The 18,019-nt window shown below is 73.4% G+C and carries 1 protein-coding gene (only partly in view); it reads left to right on the top strand.

Annotated elements, in window-relative coordinates; all coding sequences use genetic code 11:
• The first annotated feature begins 88 nt into the window (after window positions 1-88).
• Window positions 89-18,019 carry the 5' portion of a protein-glutamine glutaminase family protein gene (locus LIU39_RS11630; protein ID WP_227046569.1) on the top strand. Its footprint extends 17,544 nt past the window's final position, so only the first 17,931 of its 35,475 coding nucleotides appear in the window; it begins with the start codon at window positions 89-91; its stop codon lies beyond the right edge, outside the window.

Raw genomic sequence — 18,019 nt, 5'->3', positions numbered from 1 at the left:
CCCGGCGATTCCCCGTAGCGATTTCCTCGCCGGTGGTTCCCCTTAGCGGTTCCCCCTTTCCCTTTCTCTTCACCCAGGTGATGTCGTCATGTACGAGCCCGACCCGACCATTGCCGACAATATCTACGCCCTCGGCAATGCGTGGATCGAATTCGGTGACGCACTGTGGGAAAGACTGGCTGCCATGGACACATCCGTCCAGGGTATGCAATGGAGCGGGGACAGCAGGGAACTGGCCGTCCAGTGGTCCTGGACCCTTCTGCGGGAAAGCAAATTCAAGCCGGCCATCAACCACGCCTGGGATGTCGGAAACGCCATCAACGCGTTCGGCGACTTCGTGAAGGAGGTGCAGGCCAAGGAGCTCCACGCGGCGAAGATGCAGGCGATCAAGATGTTGATCGTCACCCTGCTCCCCCTCCTCGCCGCCGTCGCCCTGGCGGTCCTGCTGCCGCTGGGCGCGATCGTGGCGGCGCTGACCTCGGTTCTTGAGGCCATGGGCGCCGTCATCGAGGGGATCGCGCTCGCGGCCGTCTACGCCGGCGCCGTCGCGATCGACGTGATCTTGAACATCGTCGTTCAGATCGGCTTCGACATCGGCGCGGAGGCCCTCGCCTCCGCCGTCACCCACACCGACATGCCCGACTTCGGGAGCAAGGAGTGGTGGAAGCACGAGGCCCTCAACATCGGCCTCGCGGGGGCGGGAAGCCTCCTCGCTCCGGGGCTGAAGGGCCTCGGCGCGCTGCGGAAGGGGCTGGGTGACCTGACCCGCGGCCCGAAGCTGAATGCGCCGAAGTTCGACCCGAAGGTCGATGTGCCGCCGATGGGAGGCGGTAAGGGCGCGGCCGGGCTCGACCTGCCGAAGGGTTCGTTCGCCCCGCCGCCGGGCGTCGGCAACCTCGACAGCAAGCTCGTCAACAAGCTCCCGGACGGCCCCGGGAGCAACGTGGCGAACGGCGGCAACGTCCTTCCCAGGAAGACGGACACGCTCGGCCCGGTCGGGGGGACCACCCCCAACCCGAAGATCCCGGTGAACGGCGCCGATGCCCACCCCCCGAAGGCCCCCCCGCGCGGGGCCGACAAGAGCGTGATCGCGCCGCCGGACAGCGGTGGCCGTCCCCACACGGAGCCGCCCCTCCAGCGACCGGCCGACCTCGACGGCGCCACGTCGCACGCGAACCCTTCGAAGACGAGCGCGGCACCCGTCCACACGCCGAACACCGGCAAGAACACCGCGCCGTCGAACGGGACGCACGCCGCCGACGGACGGCCCGGCTCCACGCACGCGTCGCGCCCCGAGCAGCACGCCGTTCCGGGGAACGGCCCCGGGGCGGTCGGCACACCGGGCAAGAGCGCCGCGCACGTGGGCGACGAGGGTCTGCGGAACCCGGGCCATCAGACGTCGCCGCAGCCGCCGTCCGGCAGGAATCCCGCGGGTGACATCGCGGCCCCCGGGGGCGACCCGCACGGCGTGCGAGGGCAGGACGCCCCCGCCGGGAACACCGGAAGCCCGAAGCCCCAGGACGTCAACGCGCCCGGGGCGGCGGACGGCAAGTTCCGTCCGGAGAGCGGCAAGCCCGGGACCGACCTCCACCCGGGGGCCGAGGGCAAGGGCCTGACGGAGCGGCCCGCGTCGTCGGTGCGTTCCGGTGAGATGCCGACGCTGGAGAACAAATCGGCCGGCACCGACCACAGGGCCGGGATGGCGAACGAGTCCGCGGCCGCCAAGAACGTCGTGGAGAACAAGGCCCCTGCCACCAAGGGCACATCGGAGGTCAAGCCCTCCGGCGACAGGACCCCCACCGGTCAGCCCAAGCAGGAGACGCCGCCCAAGGGCACGACGCAGTCGGAGACCCCCGGGAACCTCACCAGGAACGAAGCCGGGCACGCGACCGAGACCAACTCCCTCACCCAGAAGTCGCACGAGACCTCGGCGTCCTCCGGCGGCAGGTCCCACGAAGCCGCCGCCGGGGGCACGAACGCCACCGACCGCACCCACGTCTCCCGCACCGCGGACGACTCCGTCCACCACCAGGCGCCCGCGCCCGGCGTGAAGGAGGGCCCCGCCCCCCTTCACGCGGGAAGCGGCCGCGCCGGGGCCGAGGGAACCGCCGCAGCGACGGGACAGACGGACAAGTCGGGGGCCGCCACCGCCAAGGAGAAGGCGTGGGCCACCGAGAGCGAGAACCTGAAGAAGAACACCGCCGAGAAGCTGAACACCGCCGAACGGGTCCAGAAACTCACCTCGGACGAGCACTTCAACGAAGGCGGGAAGAAGCTCCAGGACCGGTTCACGGAGACCACCACGTCGTCCAAGGCGCTCCGGTCGCTGGACGACGTCGAGCGCCAGAAGGTCTTCGACGAGCTGGTGGGCGACGCCCGCGGCACGTTCGACAAGACCTTCGCCCCCTTCCGTGAGGGCGGCAACGTCCACGCCGGCGCTCTCGCGAAGGCCGAGCAGCAGTGGCAGAAGGAACTGGACAAGCTCGGCGACACCATCCGCGGCCGCGCCCAACTGCACAAAATGCAGACGAAGTTGGACGCCCGGATCGAGACCGAAGTGGCGTCGGCCAAGAAGCAGTGGAGCGCCGCAGGCCATGACGCGGACCTCGTCGGCAAGGCCGCCAAGGAGTACGAGGAGGGCCTGGGCCACGTCTCGAAGGTCACCTACGGCGAGCTGAAGACGAAACCGCACTGGCAGGTCAGCAACAAGGGCCAGCGGTTCGACCAGATGGCCCGCGGCCTGCGCGACGGGCTTCCCGACCGGCTGAGCCGGGAGATCGAGTTCCACGGCACGGTCGACAAGCACCTCAGCGCCTGGGACGAATTCGGGGCAGGTCTGACCAAGGAGGAGTCCACCGCCCTGCACGGCCGCTACTCCGACGGCGCGAAGCAGGCGTTCGGCGACCTGGTGGACAAGGAGGCCGGAAAGCTGCTCACGAAGAAGCAGCAGTTCCGGCCCTTGGCCCAACTCACCTCCAAGGAACGGCAGCTGGCCCATGACCTCGCCGTGAAGAAGTGGCCGCTCAAGGAAGAGGACCTGATCAAGCGGCTGGACGCCGAGGTGCAGGCCACCAAGGACATCCGCCGCTTCGCCGACGACCTGCCCACCCGTCTGGACAAGGGCCTCCCGGACCGGCCCGGCACCTCCGGCACCAAGATGCAGCACGCCGACAGCGTCCACGCCTCGCTGAAGCGCGACGCCGAGACGCTGCTCGACGACCTCCGGAACAAGCCGCTGGACACCCGGGCCGGGGAGATCGAGAAGTTCACCCAGGACGGGCTGTCCCGGCTCAACAGGGGCTTCGACGAGCGCTTCCGCTTCGAGAGCGGCGTCCAGGAACGGTGGAACGCCCAGCAGCCCCACGGCTCCCGCCCCACCGGCGGACCGGGCGCGCACGGCGATCAGGTGCGGTCGTGGCAGAACGACCTCACGCACCGGGCCCTCGCCGACACCCGCAAGGGCCTGGGCACCGACTACTCCCCCGCCCGGGTCGACGACGCGCTGGCGAAGCTGGACGCGTCCCTCGCCGACATCGAGAAGTCGGTACCTGAGCTGCGGGCGAGCGCGGAGAAGCTGCCGGATGCGACCGCCGGGGCCGAAGCGGCGTGGAACGAACTCACCGCAGGCCGGGACGGGTTGCACCAGGCCACCGCGGACCGCATGTGGTCGGACTTCCACCACGACTGGATGTCCGGGCACAGCAAAATCTGGTCGGACGGACGGATGGACGGCGTCCGGTGGCACGCCCCGGAGAGGATGCCCGACAGCCCGCACCCCGGCGCCGCGACGGCCGAGCACCAGGCCGCCAGGACCCGGCTCACCGACTACTACGACACCGTTCTCGACGTGGCCGAGAGCCGCAACATGAACCTGTCGCGGCTGACCGACGACGTGAACCGGGCGGCCAAGGACTGGCAGCCGCCGCACCAGCGGTTCGACGGAGCGGCCGGCACCGCCAGGGAAGCCGCCGACGCGGCCCGGGAAGCGGCCGAGGCGGCCAAGCGCGCGGCCACCGCGGCCAAGGAGGCCGCCGAAGCCGCCGAGAAGGCCGCAGGAAAGGGCGGCCGGAGCGGAGCGGCGCCCCAGAGGTCCGTCCCGGCAGAGGGCCGCGCCACCACGTGGGGCGAGCACACCGCCCCCTCGGGGAAGCAGGCCCCCGAGACGCTCCATGGCGGCGTCGCCAAGGCCAAGGAGGCCCACTCCGCGGCCCGGACCGCCGACGACGCCGCGGCCGCGGCCCGGCACTCGGCCGCCAGGGCCACGGACGCCGCGGCGACCGCCAAGGCGGCCACCGACCGGATCGGGCAGGGCGGGACGACCCACGCGACGGCGGACGGACTGGCCGCGGCCCGCGAGTCGGCCGCCGCCGCCCGGGAGGCCGCCGAAGCGGCCGAGCGGGCCGCCGCGAGGGCCGCGGACGCCGCCGACGGGGCCGGCCGGGCCGCGGACGCCGCCCAGCGGGCCGCGGTCGCCGCGGAAGAGTCGGGAGCCCACCACTTCCACGAACTGGCGGGCCGCCGCTCGGCGTTCGAGCCCACCGCCGCCGACATCAAGGCGGTGGTGGACGAAGCGACCGCCGATCTGCACGCGCACTTCACGAAGCTGACCGAGCTGCCCGAGCGGGGCCTGGTCAAGAACCTCGACCGCGACGCGCTGCACGACTCCTGGTCGGCCTACCACCAAAAGCTCATCGACGAACTGCCCGCCCGCTTCGACGCACGGTTCCGCGAGGGCGACTGGGATCCGGCGGCCGGCAAGGCCGTCGACGACGCCCTGGCGACCCCGGAGTTCCGGAAGAACCCCCTGCCCGACGGTCTCGCCCACCTCGTCAAGCAGAAGTACGTGCACGACCTGGCGGAGGCCCGGAAGGCCGGTCCTGGCGGGACCGACCCGGTCGGCACCCTCGGCGACCGGCTCGACTTCGCCCGCGCGGCGGAGCTGCGGGCCGACGAACTGATGAAGCGCTACGACGCCGGCGCCGGCGCAGCCGACGACCTCGGGGAAGGCGCCGCCCGGGAGCTCAGGCGCGAGGAGTGGCGCCAGTCCACCCGTGGACGGCTGCTGGACGCGTACCACGGCATGCGGGACCTGCGCGCGACGGGCATGGGGACGCGGGAGGCGTCCGACCTCGCGCTGAACGGCACCTCGCTGAAGCTGACGGAACACCTGCGGATCGAGCGCGAGCTGCTGCCGGGCCTGGAGACGAAGCTCCAGGACATGGGGTTCCGGCGGGACATGGACAGTTCGGCCGTCGACGCAGCCGTGGGGAGCCTGGAGAAGGACCTCAAGGCCGCCGTGGACGACGCGTTCGGCCCCTTCCCCTCGGGCGGCAGGGCCGAGCCGTACGCCGCCGGGCACGCGGCGGGGCACAGCCGGACGGCCATCGGGGCGATGACGGGCGAGCGCGGTCTTGCCGGCCGGCTGCGCTACCACGAGGAGTTGGACGCCCAGCTCCGCACCCTGCGCTCCGAGGCCGACCGGAGTCACCTGCTGTACGACGAGCACGGCCTCGAACGGGTCCACGACAAGCTCGCCTCGGAGCTGGAGAAGGTTGCCGACACCCACCTGGGCGGCGTGCGGACCGGCCGCGATCCGCTGCTGAACGGGGAGCTGGACCCGCGCTTCCGGGCGTGGCAGAACGATTCCCGGGCCACCCTGGGCCGCTTCGACTCCGAACTGGCCATGGACGAGTCCCGGCAGGTCGCCACCCGTGACGCGGGCGAGGTCTTCGAGAGGCGGTTCGGCGGTCACAGCGTCTTTGATGACTACACCCCGCACGGCGGCCAGAGGTTCGGCGCGGACGACGTGGCGGAATCCTTCCGGCACGACTGGGTCGCCCTGGACGACCACTTCCGCCGCCCCGGCGCCAGTGACCTCAAGAGCTGGCTGGACGCCGAGAAGCACAGCGCCGACGGCTTCCGCAAGGGCCTCGACGGTGCACGGGCGGCGAAGGAGGTCAGGACCCCCCAGGAACTGAAGGAGCACCAGGCGCAGAAGGACGCCGGTGCCGCAGGCGCCAAGGACACCGCGGACGCCCCCGCGGGCCGCAAGGACGCCGCGGACGGGCCGGGCCACGACCTCACCGGGCAGCAGCAGGTGCCGGAGCAGCTTCGCACGGAGAAGCACACCGCAAAGGAGCAACTCCAGACGCAGGAGCGGCGGTCCGCGGACGCGGAGACGCGCGACCAGGCACCGCAGCAGCAGGAGCTCGTCCGGGAACCCGCCCCGAGGCGGGAGCGGGAGCCGGTACCGGACCGGGAGGAATACCTCCGTCAGCGGTCCTGGCAGTACTACCGCTCCCACCTCGACGACGACATGGTGCTGCACGCCTTCGGCAGCACACGGCAAGCCGGCGATCTCAAGGGCGAGTTCACCGTCCTGTTCGCCGACGGCGTCGAGCGCGGGCTCACCGAAGCCGCGGCCGCCGACGCCGCCGCGCGGGCGGTGCGGCCCGCCTATGAGCAGGCGCGGACCGACTGGGGGGTCAGGGAGGGCCTGCGGCGCGAGTTCCGCTCGGTGCTGCGCCAGGGCCCGCTCACGCCCCGTCCCGGCCTGATCAACGGACGGATGTGGGAGAACGACCTCGGCCGTCACCAACCGGACTGGGACAGCCGGGCCGGGGAGTGGTACGAGACCAAGCTGGCCCGGCTGGAGCAGGAGTACATCGACAGTCACGTCGCGCCGGCCGCGGAAGGCCGGGCCCTGACGGACCGGACCGTGCGGGCCACGGCGCTGCGGCTGGCCGACCGCGCCGAGCCGATGTCGCACCTGCTGGAGCGCTTCACGACGTACAGCAAGTCCTACGACTTCCACCCGCGGTCGGCCTGGAGCGGTGAGACCCTCACCGGGGAGGCGCACCTCCACCGGGCGCAGGCGATCGAGTCCCTGGAGCGCGACCCCGGCTCGCTGACCGCCGTCCAGAAGCAGTACGCCGAGCGGATGGCCGTACTGCACCGGGGTGCCGAGCTCCGGGAGCAGCCGGGCCTGCTCGACGGCGCGCACGCCGCCTACACGCCCGTCCCCTCGTACGACGGGTCCGGTGGCTGGCGGGCGACGGTCATGCACGCCGGCGAGCAGAGGCTCCAGGCGGAGTACGACCGGCTGCTCTCCCAGGCGGGCGACGACGCCGCGTACCGGCAGCAGGTGCTCGTGGCCGTCGAGGAGTGGGCGCGCGCCGAGGGCCGCACGCTGTCGGCGCAGCAGGTGGAGCGGCTGGCCGATGAGGCGTCCCGTTTCCGCGAGCTCGGCGACGGCACCCTGGACGAGCTGCGCGCATCCTTCCAGGACCGCATCGCTCTGTACGCCGCGCGCGAGGCCGCCTTCGACCGGGGCCGTGCCGCCTTCGACCGCGCCGTGCGCTCCTGGAGTCTGTCGCTGCGCGAATCCGGCGCCGCGTCGCCGGCCTTCGCACCCGACGAGCAGCTCGTCACGCAGGTCGCGGCGGAGGAGCGGGAACTGTTCGAGCAGCAGCTCGACATCCACGTCCGTGCGACGTTCGCGTCGCCCGCTGACGCCCGGGGCACCCGTCTGTCCGCCAACGTACGCACGGGCCTGACGCAGTTGCAGAAGCTGCTCGGCGCACTCCCCGACGCCCTGGACCTGCGCGCGTTCCACGTGTCGGAACGCGGGCGCGCGGCCCGGGAGTTCGACGCCATCGGCGCGGACCTCGCGGCCCACCTGACAAAGGCGCAGCAGGCGCTGCTGGAGAAGTCGGGGGCGCAGGACCACACTCTCTCGCAGGCGGGCCGCGACACCGTCAGCGACCGGCAGCTCGCCGCGCTCGACAAGGCGCTCGCCGGGCACACGGGCCCCGGCGCTCTCGCGGCCGCACGCGGGGAGAACCCCGAGGCGCTGGCGCGGTGGCACCAGGAGTACGCCGCCGTGCTGGAGGAGCTGCCGTCGCAGCTGGTCATCCAGACCGTCCGCGAGGCGGCCATGGTGCGCTCGCTCAAGGACGTCGAGGACGCCGCCGCGGCGCTCGGCGGGACGTCGGGCTCCGCACAGGAATTCCTGCGGTACTTCCCGGCTCTGGCACCGGACCGGGCGCTGGCCTCGGCCGTGGCGTCGGTCCAGCACGCCACCGCAGCGGCGGTGAACGCCGCGTTCGACCGGGCCGTCGCCGACGACCTGACGGGGGAGCTGCTCGCCGGGTGGGACGCCACGTACGCCGGGCTGACCGGCGAGGAGGCGATCCGGACGCAGCTGACGGCCACCGCCGCCAAGCTGTCCGCGCTGGCCGATGCCGACCGGGTCTTCGCGCAGCAGCTCGCGGAACAGCAGGCCGCGGGCTTGGGACGCCCCCTCACGGACGAGGCGGCCGGCCTGGCTGCGGCCGGCTTCCGCGAGCGCGCAGCGGCCGACTTCGACGCGTCCTTCGGCGGGTCGCGCTTGGGCACGGACGAGCTGTTCGGTGGCGTCGTGGAGTGGCAGCACCGGTTCGCACGCCTGGAGAACGCGCTCCCGGGCCACCTCCACTTCGCGGCGGAGGCGGCGGCCGCCCTACAGGCCGGCGACAAGGCGTACGCCGCTCTCGCCGACGCCCACGCGGTCGACGACGCCGTCCGCGCGCGCTTCGGGGCACCGTTCCGCGCCGACCACTTCGCCCTGTACCGCCGGGTGTGGGCGCCGCACGACCTCTCCCCGTCCTGGCTGCACGACCACGACGCCGCGGCCCCGCACGCGGACCGCGCCGAGCCCGTCACGGCGTACCGGGACGCCCCCGCGAAGACGGAGCGGGACGCCGGGCAGGACGCCGGCGCGGCCACCCTTCCCCAGGCGCCGCTCACCACCGTCCCGCGGCCCGTCGGGGCGCCTGCGCACGCGCCGTCCGCCGCCTCCGCGCTGCTCGCGCACCACGACGTCCGCATGGCGCTCGCGGAGCGGCGCAACGCCGCCGTCGACCAGCTCGACCGGCGGGCCGACGACACCTACCGGGCGTGGCAGGAGACGGCCGAACGGGAACGGCTCGACGCGCCGGAGCACGCGGGCGGCCCCGAGCGGCGGCTGTCCGACGAGGACCGCACGGCGGTGCGTGACGCGCTGCGCGAGGACCTGGTCCGCGACTTCGATGCGCTCGTCGGCGGCCCGTGGAACACCACGCCAGCCGCGCACCCGCGCCCGGCGGACCTGGAGAGGGTCTGGCAGCAGCAGGCCGACCGGCGCCTGGCCGAGCTGACGGAGCGCTACGCCCGGCGGTTCGACGATGTGACGCGGACCGCCGCGGCGCGCCGGGCCGTCGCGGAGTACGCCGAGCGGCACCTGCCGGCGGGCCCGTCCCTGAGCGGCGAACGGCGCGGGCAGCTGGTGCAGCTCGTCACGCAGGCTTACGTCCTGGACGTACGGGCCGCGGCACACGCCGCGCGGGACGGCGCGCAAGCCTCCTCGCCGGCCGGCCCGGTGGACACCCTCGCGGACACCCTTCCGGACCGCTTCGCGCACGCGCAGCGGGTGCTGCTGCGGGTCGACCGCGTCCTCGGCACGTTCGACGAGCTGACCGCCCGGAGCGCCGCCCCGGCCGGCACCGTGCCGGGTGCGCTGCGCGGCGAGCAGCAGGCGCAGGCACTGGCCACCCTCGCCCGCGCCTCGCAACACGACGACGCCTTCCAGGACTTCACCGCGTACGACGCCGCGCAGGCCGAAAAGGCGCTGGACGAGGCCGCGTCGAAGCTCCAGGCGCGCATCGCGGTCGACCACGTCCTCGTCCCGGGGATCGACGCGGCGGTACGGGACGCGGCGCTCGGCCGCGCGGACACGACGGAGGAACTGCTCGCGCAGGTGCGGGCGAGCCTGCCGCGGGACCTGCGCGCCGTCGCGGACACGCACACCGCAAGCGGCGTCTTCACGGCGCTGCCGGAGGAGGTGCACGCGCTGCTCGGCCCGGCCGCCGTGCGGGGCCGGATCGTCTTCCACCAGGAGCTGTCGGACGCCACCGGCCTGCTCAGGGACGAGGTGCTCGGCAGCCCGCAGCAGGTGAGCGAAGCGGGCCGGCGGCGGATCGTCGCGGAGCTGTCCGATGCGCTCGCCGACGCCGCCACGACGTTCCTCGACGGGCTCGCCGACGGCAGCCGTCCGCTGCCCGCCACCGGCACGGACGCGCGGCTGACGTCCTGGCGGGCGGCCGCCGACGCGGTCCTGGAGGGTGTGGGCACCCGGCTGTCCGCCGAGGCACGCCTGGAGGTGAAGGACCGCGCGGCGGGCGAGATCTTCCGGAACCGCTACGGCACCCGCCCGGCTCTCGCCGCGCACCTCGACGACCCGTCCCTGGGCGGCTTCGCGCCCGAGGAACGGGCCTTCCGCGACGACTGGACCGCCCTGCACGAGGAGTTCCGTCCCGCGCGGGACACGGCGGCGGACCCGGCCGTCGTGCACCCGGCCCCGGTGTCCGGTGTGCCGACGCGGCCGCTGACCCGTTCCCAGGCGGCCAAGGAACAGCTGACGGCGGCCGCGGACGCGGTCCGGCGGGCCCGGTCGGACCGGTACGAGGTGCGGCGCCACGCGCAGTGGACGGCGCGGGCGGACGCGGCGGCACAGACCGACCCGGTCCTGGCCGCCCACGACCGGGCGCGGGCCCGCGCCGCCGATGAGGCCCTCGCCGGTATCGACCGCGACGGGGCCGACGCGCTGCCGGCGCAGGCGGAGCGGCGCCTCGCCGCGGCGAAGGCGGAGTGGGAGGCGGCACTGACCGCCGAGGCGGCGGCCGCTCTGGTGACGGCCCGGAAGGCCGAGCGGGAGACCGCGGCCGGCCTGCGGCAGCCGTCGGCGGCGTACCAGGAGGCGCGCACCACTCTCGTAGCGGCCGACACGGCGCACCGGCAGGCACAGGCCGCCCTGGAGGACAGCTTCCGGACGCACGCCGGTCTGGTGCGGACGGAGCGGAACGCGCAGGCCCGCGCCGCGACGCCGGCGCGGGACGCCGATCGGCAGCAGCCGGTCCCGGAGGTGCGGCACCTGCCGTCCGGCCATGTCCACCTGGGCAGCGGCCCGGAGGCCGTCTCCCGGCTCGACGCGGCGCTGCGCGCGCTCGGCCGGGGCGCGCGTGCGCAGGTACTCGCCCGGGACGGCGCGGGCCGGTGGGGCGCGCCGGTGTGGACCGCCGAGCACCTGGGCGCCTACGGCACGGCCTGGACCCGTGCCGACGGCGTCGGGTTCGGATTCCCGTCCGTGCAGGCGATGTTGCCGTCGTCCGTGGCCCCGGGGGCCGGCACGGCACCGGTGGTCGCGCAGCTCCTCGACCCGCGGGGCACGGCCCTGACGCCCGAGGACCTGGCGGCGCTGGTGCCCGAGCGGCAGCCGGGCCGGGGCGCCGACGAGGCCGCGCACCGGCTGGAGCGCGTGCGCGAGGAGCTGCGGGAGGCGAAGACGCGCCTGACGCGGGCGGAGGCGGCCGCGCGGGAGGCGACGACCCGGCTGGAGCAGGCGGGGCAGGACGCGCAGCGGGCCCACGACGCGCTCGGCGCCGCGCGGCGGACCTGGGAGGCGGCGCGGAAGCACGTCGGCGCGGCCGCGCGGCGGGCCGGCCTGTCCCCCGCGCAGACCGACGCGCAAGGCACCCGGCTGCGGGGCTCGTGGTTGATCCCGCTCGACGCCGAGCCGCTCACGCAGGGCACGCCGTCCGCCGCCCCGGCGACGGTCCGCGCGGTGTCCCCCGCCGCGGTGGACGCCGCGCTGGAGAACGCGGAGGACCACGTCACCGCGGCGTTCCGGGCCGCCGACGGGTACGAGCAGGCGCAGTCGGACGTCCAGGCGCGGCTGCGGGAGTACGACGCGCTCGTCCGGGCCGACCGGCGGGCCCGGCGCGGGACGACCGTCCTGGACGAGGCGGGCCTGGAGAACCTGGGCCGGGCTCTCATCGAGGCACGCGCGCACCTCGACGCGGCGGCGGCGGTCCTGCGGGAGGCCCGGGTATGGCGGGACCGGACGCAGCAGGCCGCGTTCGACCGGCTCGCCACGGTGCCGGGGATGATCCCGGTCGGCGTCCCGGCGACGCAGGCCGTGGACCCCGTCTACGCCCAGATCTTCGGCACCGACGACACCACCACCCAACCCCACCCGCAAGCCACCCAACCGACCCACGCCGTGGACCCCGTCTACGCCCAGATCTTCGGCACCGACGACACCACCACCCACCACGACGAGCAGTTCGTCCGTGACCTCGCCCGGATGCTGGCCCTGCCGCTCATCGACTTCGGCGCGCTGACCGGGCTGCTGAACGGGCATATCCGCCCGGTCGGCAGCTTCGCCCTCGACGACTTCGACGGCGAGTTCCACCGGCAGACGCAGACCACGCTCCCCGACGCCGTCGCCCGTGCCATGGCGGGCAACAGGCTGAACCCGACGGGCGCGATGCAGGTCCTGGAGCACTTCTACGGACCCCAGGCACCGCAGGCCGTCTGGGACATCGATCTGCGGTACGTCGCGGAGGGGGTGCCGTTCGAGCGGCTGCCGCAGGTGCAGGCGTTCGCGCTGCGGCTCTACTTCCAGATGGTCCACGGCCGCGACGAGCAGGCCCTGACCGACGTCAGCGGTCTCGGCCGCGACCTGCGCAAGATCTGGGCCGTCGAGGACGCGTTCCAGCAGCTCATCGGTACGAGCCTGCGGGCCGCCCTCGAAGCCCCCGCCCAGACGCCGGAACGCGGATGGCTCATCGCTCACGCGCTCGGTGACGTCACCCGCTCGACGCCCGTCTCCGAGCAGGAAGTCCGGTCCTGGTACGAGCAGTTGGCGGTGCTGGAGTACCAGCACCCCGAGTACGGCCCGCTGCCGTTGCCGAACCGGCATCCGGAGGACGGGTGCTTCCTGCGGGCTCACATGATCACGATGAGGCTCCAGCAGTGGAACGCTCCGGTCCGTAAGGTCATCGTCTCCCGCACCGGCCCCCAGCTGACCACGCACTCGCTCAACGGCGAGGGCGCCGCCAACCTGCTGACCACCGTGCCCATTCGGTGGGACTACCACATCGCCGCGGCCGTCACCGTCAGGACGGCGGCCGGCACGGACGACCTCGTGGTGCTGGACCCTGCCCTGGAGCGCGGGCCGTTGCCCGTCGCGCAGTGGCTGGCAGCGGTCGGCGTGCGTCCCGAGGACACGCAGGTGCAGCTCGACGGGACGCTCGCCGAAGTCTCCCGGCAGACCCGCGAGAGCCTCGCGTCGCACCCCGACAGGTGGACGACGGTCGACGGCCGGCACTTCCCCGCCGGAAACCACACGATCGTGATCCGCACCGATCCGTTCGCCTACTTCTTCCCCAACCCCGGGTCCACGGAGTTCACCTCCCTGCGGGAAGCGGACGCGTACCACCGGGCGATCGGTCTCACCTTCCTCAGCGAGCAGACGGCGCTGCACCTCACCCGCTCGCGGCTGCGCGCGGCCAGGGAGGGCGTGGAGAGCCGCCTGGGGCAGGTCGACGCCGCGGCGCGGCAGTGGGCCGCCCACACCTACGACAATCTGACGCAGGAAGGACTGCTGACGCACGACAGCCCGCTGTCCCTGGCGCTGCGCGGGATGCTGCCGACGGAGCACCCCGCCGGTGTTCAGCAGCAGCCCGCCGTCGACGTCCTCGCGAACCCGCTCGACGGCGGTCAGGTGCCGCAGGGCGTCGCCGCTCAGCCGCAGCCGTTCTTCGACCCCCTCGACCCCTTCGCGGACGACCCCGAGTTCGAGCAGCTGCTGGCCGCCTACTCAGGTCACGCGCCGGAGGACATGGTCCTGGACTTCCCGCCGCCGGACGCGCAGGGCAACGTGATGTCCCGGCCGGTCCCGGACGACCTGCCGCGGACGGTCGGGGCGTGGCTGCGGAACACCGGCGCGAGTGACCGCGAGGCGGAGCTGACCCGCCGGTTCGGCACGACCATCGGTGCCGGGGAGAGCAGCGCCGGGTACCACTTCAGCCACTCCATGCTCGACAAGATCGAGCAGGTTCTCGACGCCCTGCCCCGGCGGGACGTGGAGGACAACCCGCTGCTCGAAGCGATCACCAACGACGAGACCGGCGTGGCCGTCAGCTCGTACAGGTACGACGACCGGTCCCTCCGCATCGCCCGCCCGTTCCGTATGCCCTTCTGGATGTACACGTGGCTCGGCCGTGACGGCGCCGCGCTCCGGTGGGTGATGGACCTGGTAGCGCTGAACGGCTACTCGGGCCTGAAGATCGCCGACATTCTCGGGATCACGGAACCGCGCCGCCATGTGATGGCCGGTGTCTCCGACGTCCTGGCGCACGGCAACCTCGCCGAGTGGACGCTGCGGCACGAGGTGGGCCACTCCGCCGACGCGCGGACACAGTGGTCCCAAGAACACGCCCGCAAGCCGGAGTTCGGCGGCTGGCGGGCCCATGACCTCGACCGGGAGGTCGTCGAGGTCGCGGAGGCGTTCCTCGCAGGCGCGGGCATCACCGCCGACAGCCACGTCCCGGGCGCCCCGGGTGCCGACACGTTCGAGACGCTGGTCACGAAGGTGACGCTCCGCATCAAGCACATGCCGCAGCACCGGGGGCCCGACCCCCAAAAGATCGAGCGGATCCCCTCCCAGCTCGCCGGCGGCGACGAGGCGCTGTTCCAGAAGCTGACGACGATGGTCACCCACCTTCAGGCCGCCATGGCGCAGCCGTGGACGCTCGACGACGGCGGCGCAGGACAGCTGGAGCACAACGGGCGCATCTACCAGGTCGGCAAGGACGCCGGCGGCTGGATCAGCTACGCCGCCGCGGCCCGCGCCCACGCCGTCTCCAACTACCAGTTCTCCACACCGGCCGAATGGTTCGCGGAGGCGTACGCGGCCTACCACGACCCGCGGCCGGTCAACCCGCCCCGGGACCGTCTGCACCCGGAAGCACGGGAGTGGTTCCGGGACCAGTCCGCCCTGCGGGACCTGGAACTCCAGCAGGAGAACGCCGGCTACGAGGACCTGGAGCTGACGACGTCGAACGGTGTGACCGTCAAGGCCGCCGACATCGACAACCTGCTCATCGTCGCCCCCGGCTCCCTGCGGCCGGCCGGCCGGTCCTTCCACACCGAGAGCGACGTGCGGGAGCGGCTGCTCACCCACACCGATCTCGACCTCACCAAGCGGCACTTCGCGCACTACGACCCGAACCGTCAGGTGAGCACCCCGGACGGAGCGCCCGTACGGCACACGGTGTCAGGGGCCGACCTCGACACCGTGCCCTGGCAGCCCGGGGACGAGCTGTACCTGGCCCTGCTGCACGGCGAGAAGGGCTGGCTGACCGTTCCGGTGAACGGCAGGCCGGTCCGGATGTCGGGAGCGGCCTTCGGCCGGGCGCTCGGGCGGCGTGGCAGCGTCGTCGAGCTGAGGGAGCGTGCCGGGAAGCACGCCTTGATCATCCTGGGCGCCTGCGAGGCGGCCGCCACGGACGCGGACGGCCACTCGATCGCGCAGCAGATCGCGGACGCGACCGGCATGAGCGTCGTGGCGCCCACCACCAAACTGGCCGCCACGCCGCATGTGAAGGAATTCAGCTTCCTCCTCTACCACGACGCCCAGGGCAACCGCGGTGCGTGGCGGACGTTCCTGCCGCAGATCGCGGCGGCCACCTCATCGGCGCAGACCGGCGGCAGCGGCGCGCAGTCGGCGGCCGGGGCCACGGTGCCGCCCGCCACGATCGACGTACCGCGGCCGATGCCGCAGTCCGATCAGCACCTGCCGCAGGCCGAACAGGAACTGCCGGAGGTTCAGCCCGCCGAGCCGTTCAGCCAGGCCGCACTCCAGCACGAACTCGACGTACGTGTCGCGGAAGGCAACTGGGGGGCCTTGCAGTCCCTCACGTTCCAGCAGATGCCGGAGACTCTGACGGTCGGCGGCACCCACGGCACGTTGGCCACCGTCCCGCGCGAGCTGCATTTCGTGTGGCTGGGCGGCCGGATGGCGGACGGCGCCCTGGACAACCTGCGCTCCTGGGTGGGCAACGCCGGCAACTCCGGCTGGACGGTGAACCTCTGGCTCGACGGTGACGCCCGCGAGGCCAACGAGCCGCTGCTCACCGGCGACCTCGCCACCGTCACCGTCCAGCACATCAACGACGCGAACCTCTACGACCCGCTCCCGGAAGAGGTCCGCGACAAGGCCCGCGACCTCGTCGGCTTCGCCCTGTCCCGCGGCGCCTTCGCGGCCGCCAGTGACGTCGTCCGGTACGGCGTGCTGTGGCAGCGCGGCGGCGTGTACCTGGACGTCGACCTCGCTCCGGGCGCGTTCACGCTGCCCACGGACGACCTCCGGCTCGCCGTGGACGGCCCCAACCTCCCGCTGCTGGCACCGCTGCTCCGTGACAACGCCTCGTTCCAGCGGATCCGTGGTGGCCTGCGGAACGCGGACATCGGCATCGGGACGACCCGCGAGCAGCAGTTGGAGAGCGTCGCGCGCTACCGGTACGCCCGGGGCGACCACGGCAACAACCTCATCGTCACGCCGCCCGGGTCCGCCTTCCTGCGCGCGCTGCTGACCGGACTGCCCGTCGTCCGGATCCCCGCCCTGGAGTCGCGCAAGGACCACGCGGCCTGGGGATTGACGCACTTCGGCGCCCTGACCAAGTACCAGCACTTCATCGACGCCAGTTCCGCGATGACCGGCCCCGAGTACGTCGTCAACGTCGCCCGGACGTACTCGACGACGGCCCAGCGGCCGCCGGGCGAGGCATCCGCCCCGCTCAACACCGCGCTGCGGGACCAGTGGCTGCCGCTCCAGTGGATCACCGACGCCAGCGACGTCAGCGCCGCCGGGACCGCCCCGGCAGCCACCCCGCGCCCCCGGCTGTCCCCCGCGCAGCAGGCGGACCTGGCGTACCGCCTCCGCCCGCGCGGCGAACTGGGCACCGTGAGACGGCTGGTGGGGATGGCCGCACCGCTGCCGATGGAACTGGCGGAATACCTGCGGGCCGGCGACTTGATGGACGTCCACGACGCGCTCTACCCGGTGGCGGAGTTCGGGGCCGGCCGGGACACGGCCGTGCTCGTGACCCTGCGCCGGCTGGCCGGACTGGCCGAGCGGGAACGCCTCAGCGGCCCCGGCCGTCTGACGCCCTCGTCGCTCGACGGTCTCGTCCGGCACGCCTTCGGCGCCGCACCGGTCACCCACGGGAGCCGCAGGCTGCTCGTCACGGCCGCGCAGGACGCCAAGCGGCGGGGGCAGGCCCTCACTCTGGAGGGCCTGCGCAGGGCCGCCGCCCGCCACACGGTCACCATCGACGTCGGCGCGCCGCTGGCCCAGTCGGCGGCCGGGAGTCAGGCGCCGGGCGGGCAAGCGGCCGGTGCGGAGCAGCCGTCGGACCTCCTGGAGCAGTGGAACACGCTGCGGTACGCCGTGGCCTCCGTGGTCCGCAGCGACGCCCCGCTGTCGGCGGCCTCGGAGATCACCTCGCAGCTCCTGGAGGCCGGTCCCGGCGCGGCTTCCCTCGTGCTCTTCCACACCCCGCGCCCCTCGCTGCGCGCCGTCAACCTCGACGGCCGGGTGCTGTGGTCCGAGTCCGGTCACTCCATGTGGCGCCAGGATCCCGCTCCGCTGCTCCCCGTCGAGCAGGGGACGATCGTCTCCGTGGACGTGGCTGCCGACGGCAGGCTGCTCGCGGCGCCGCACGAGCTGCACGCGCTGGGCGAGGGCGCGGACACCTTCCCCGAACTGCTGCCCGACCTCGACGCACTCCGCGCACGCTTCGCCTCGGCCGAACAGACCGACGACATCCTGGAGAACACCCAGCGCCTCCTCCCCGAAGCATCCGAGGACGAGGAAACCGACGAGGTCTACGAGGTCTACGAGACCTACGAGTTGACCGGGAACACCCAGCACCTCCTCTCCGAAACACCCGAGGACGAGGAAACCGACGAGGTCTACGAGGTCTACGAGACCTACGAGTTGACCGGGAACACCCAGCAGTTCCCCGAGACCGACCAGGTCCGCACGGTCCACCGGATCCACACGGTCCAGGAAATCCACGAGACGACCTACACGCCCGTCCAGAACACGCAGCGGCGTTCCCCGGCGCCCGTGCCGCCGGTCGGGTTCGGCGCGGTG

Origin of the sequence: Streptomyces pinistramenti (genome assembly GCF_020564935.1) — a bacterium.
In the GTDB taxonomy this organism is placed as follows: Bacteria; Actinomycetota; Actinomycetes; order Streptomycetales; family Streptomycetaceae; genus Streptomyces; species Streptomyces pinistramenti.
This window is presented reverse-complemented; position numbering and strand designations above follow the sequence as displayed.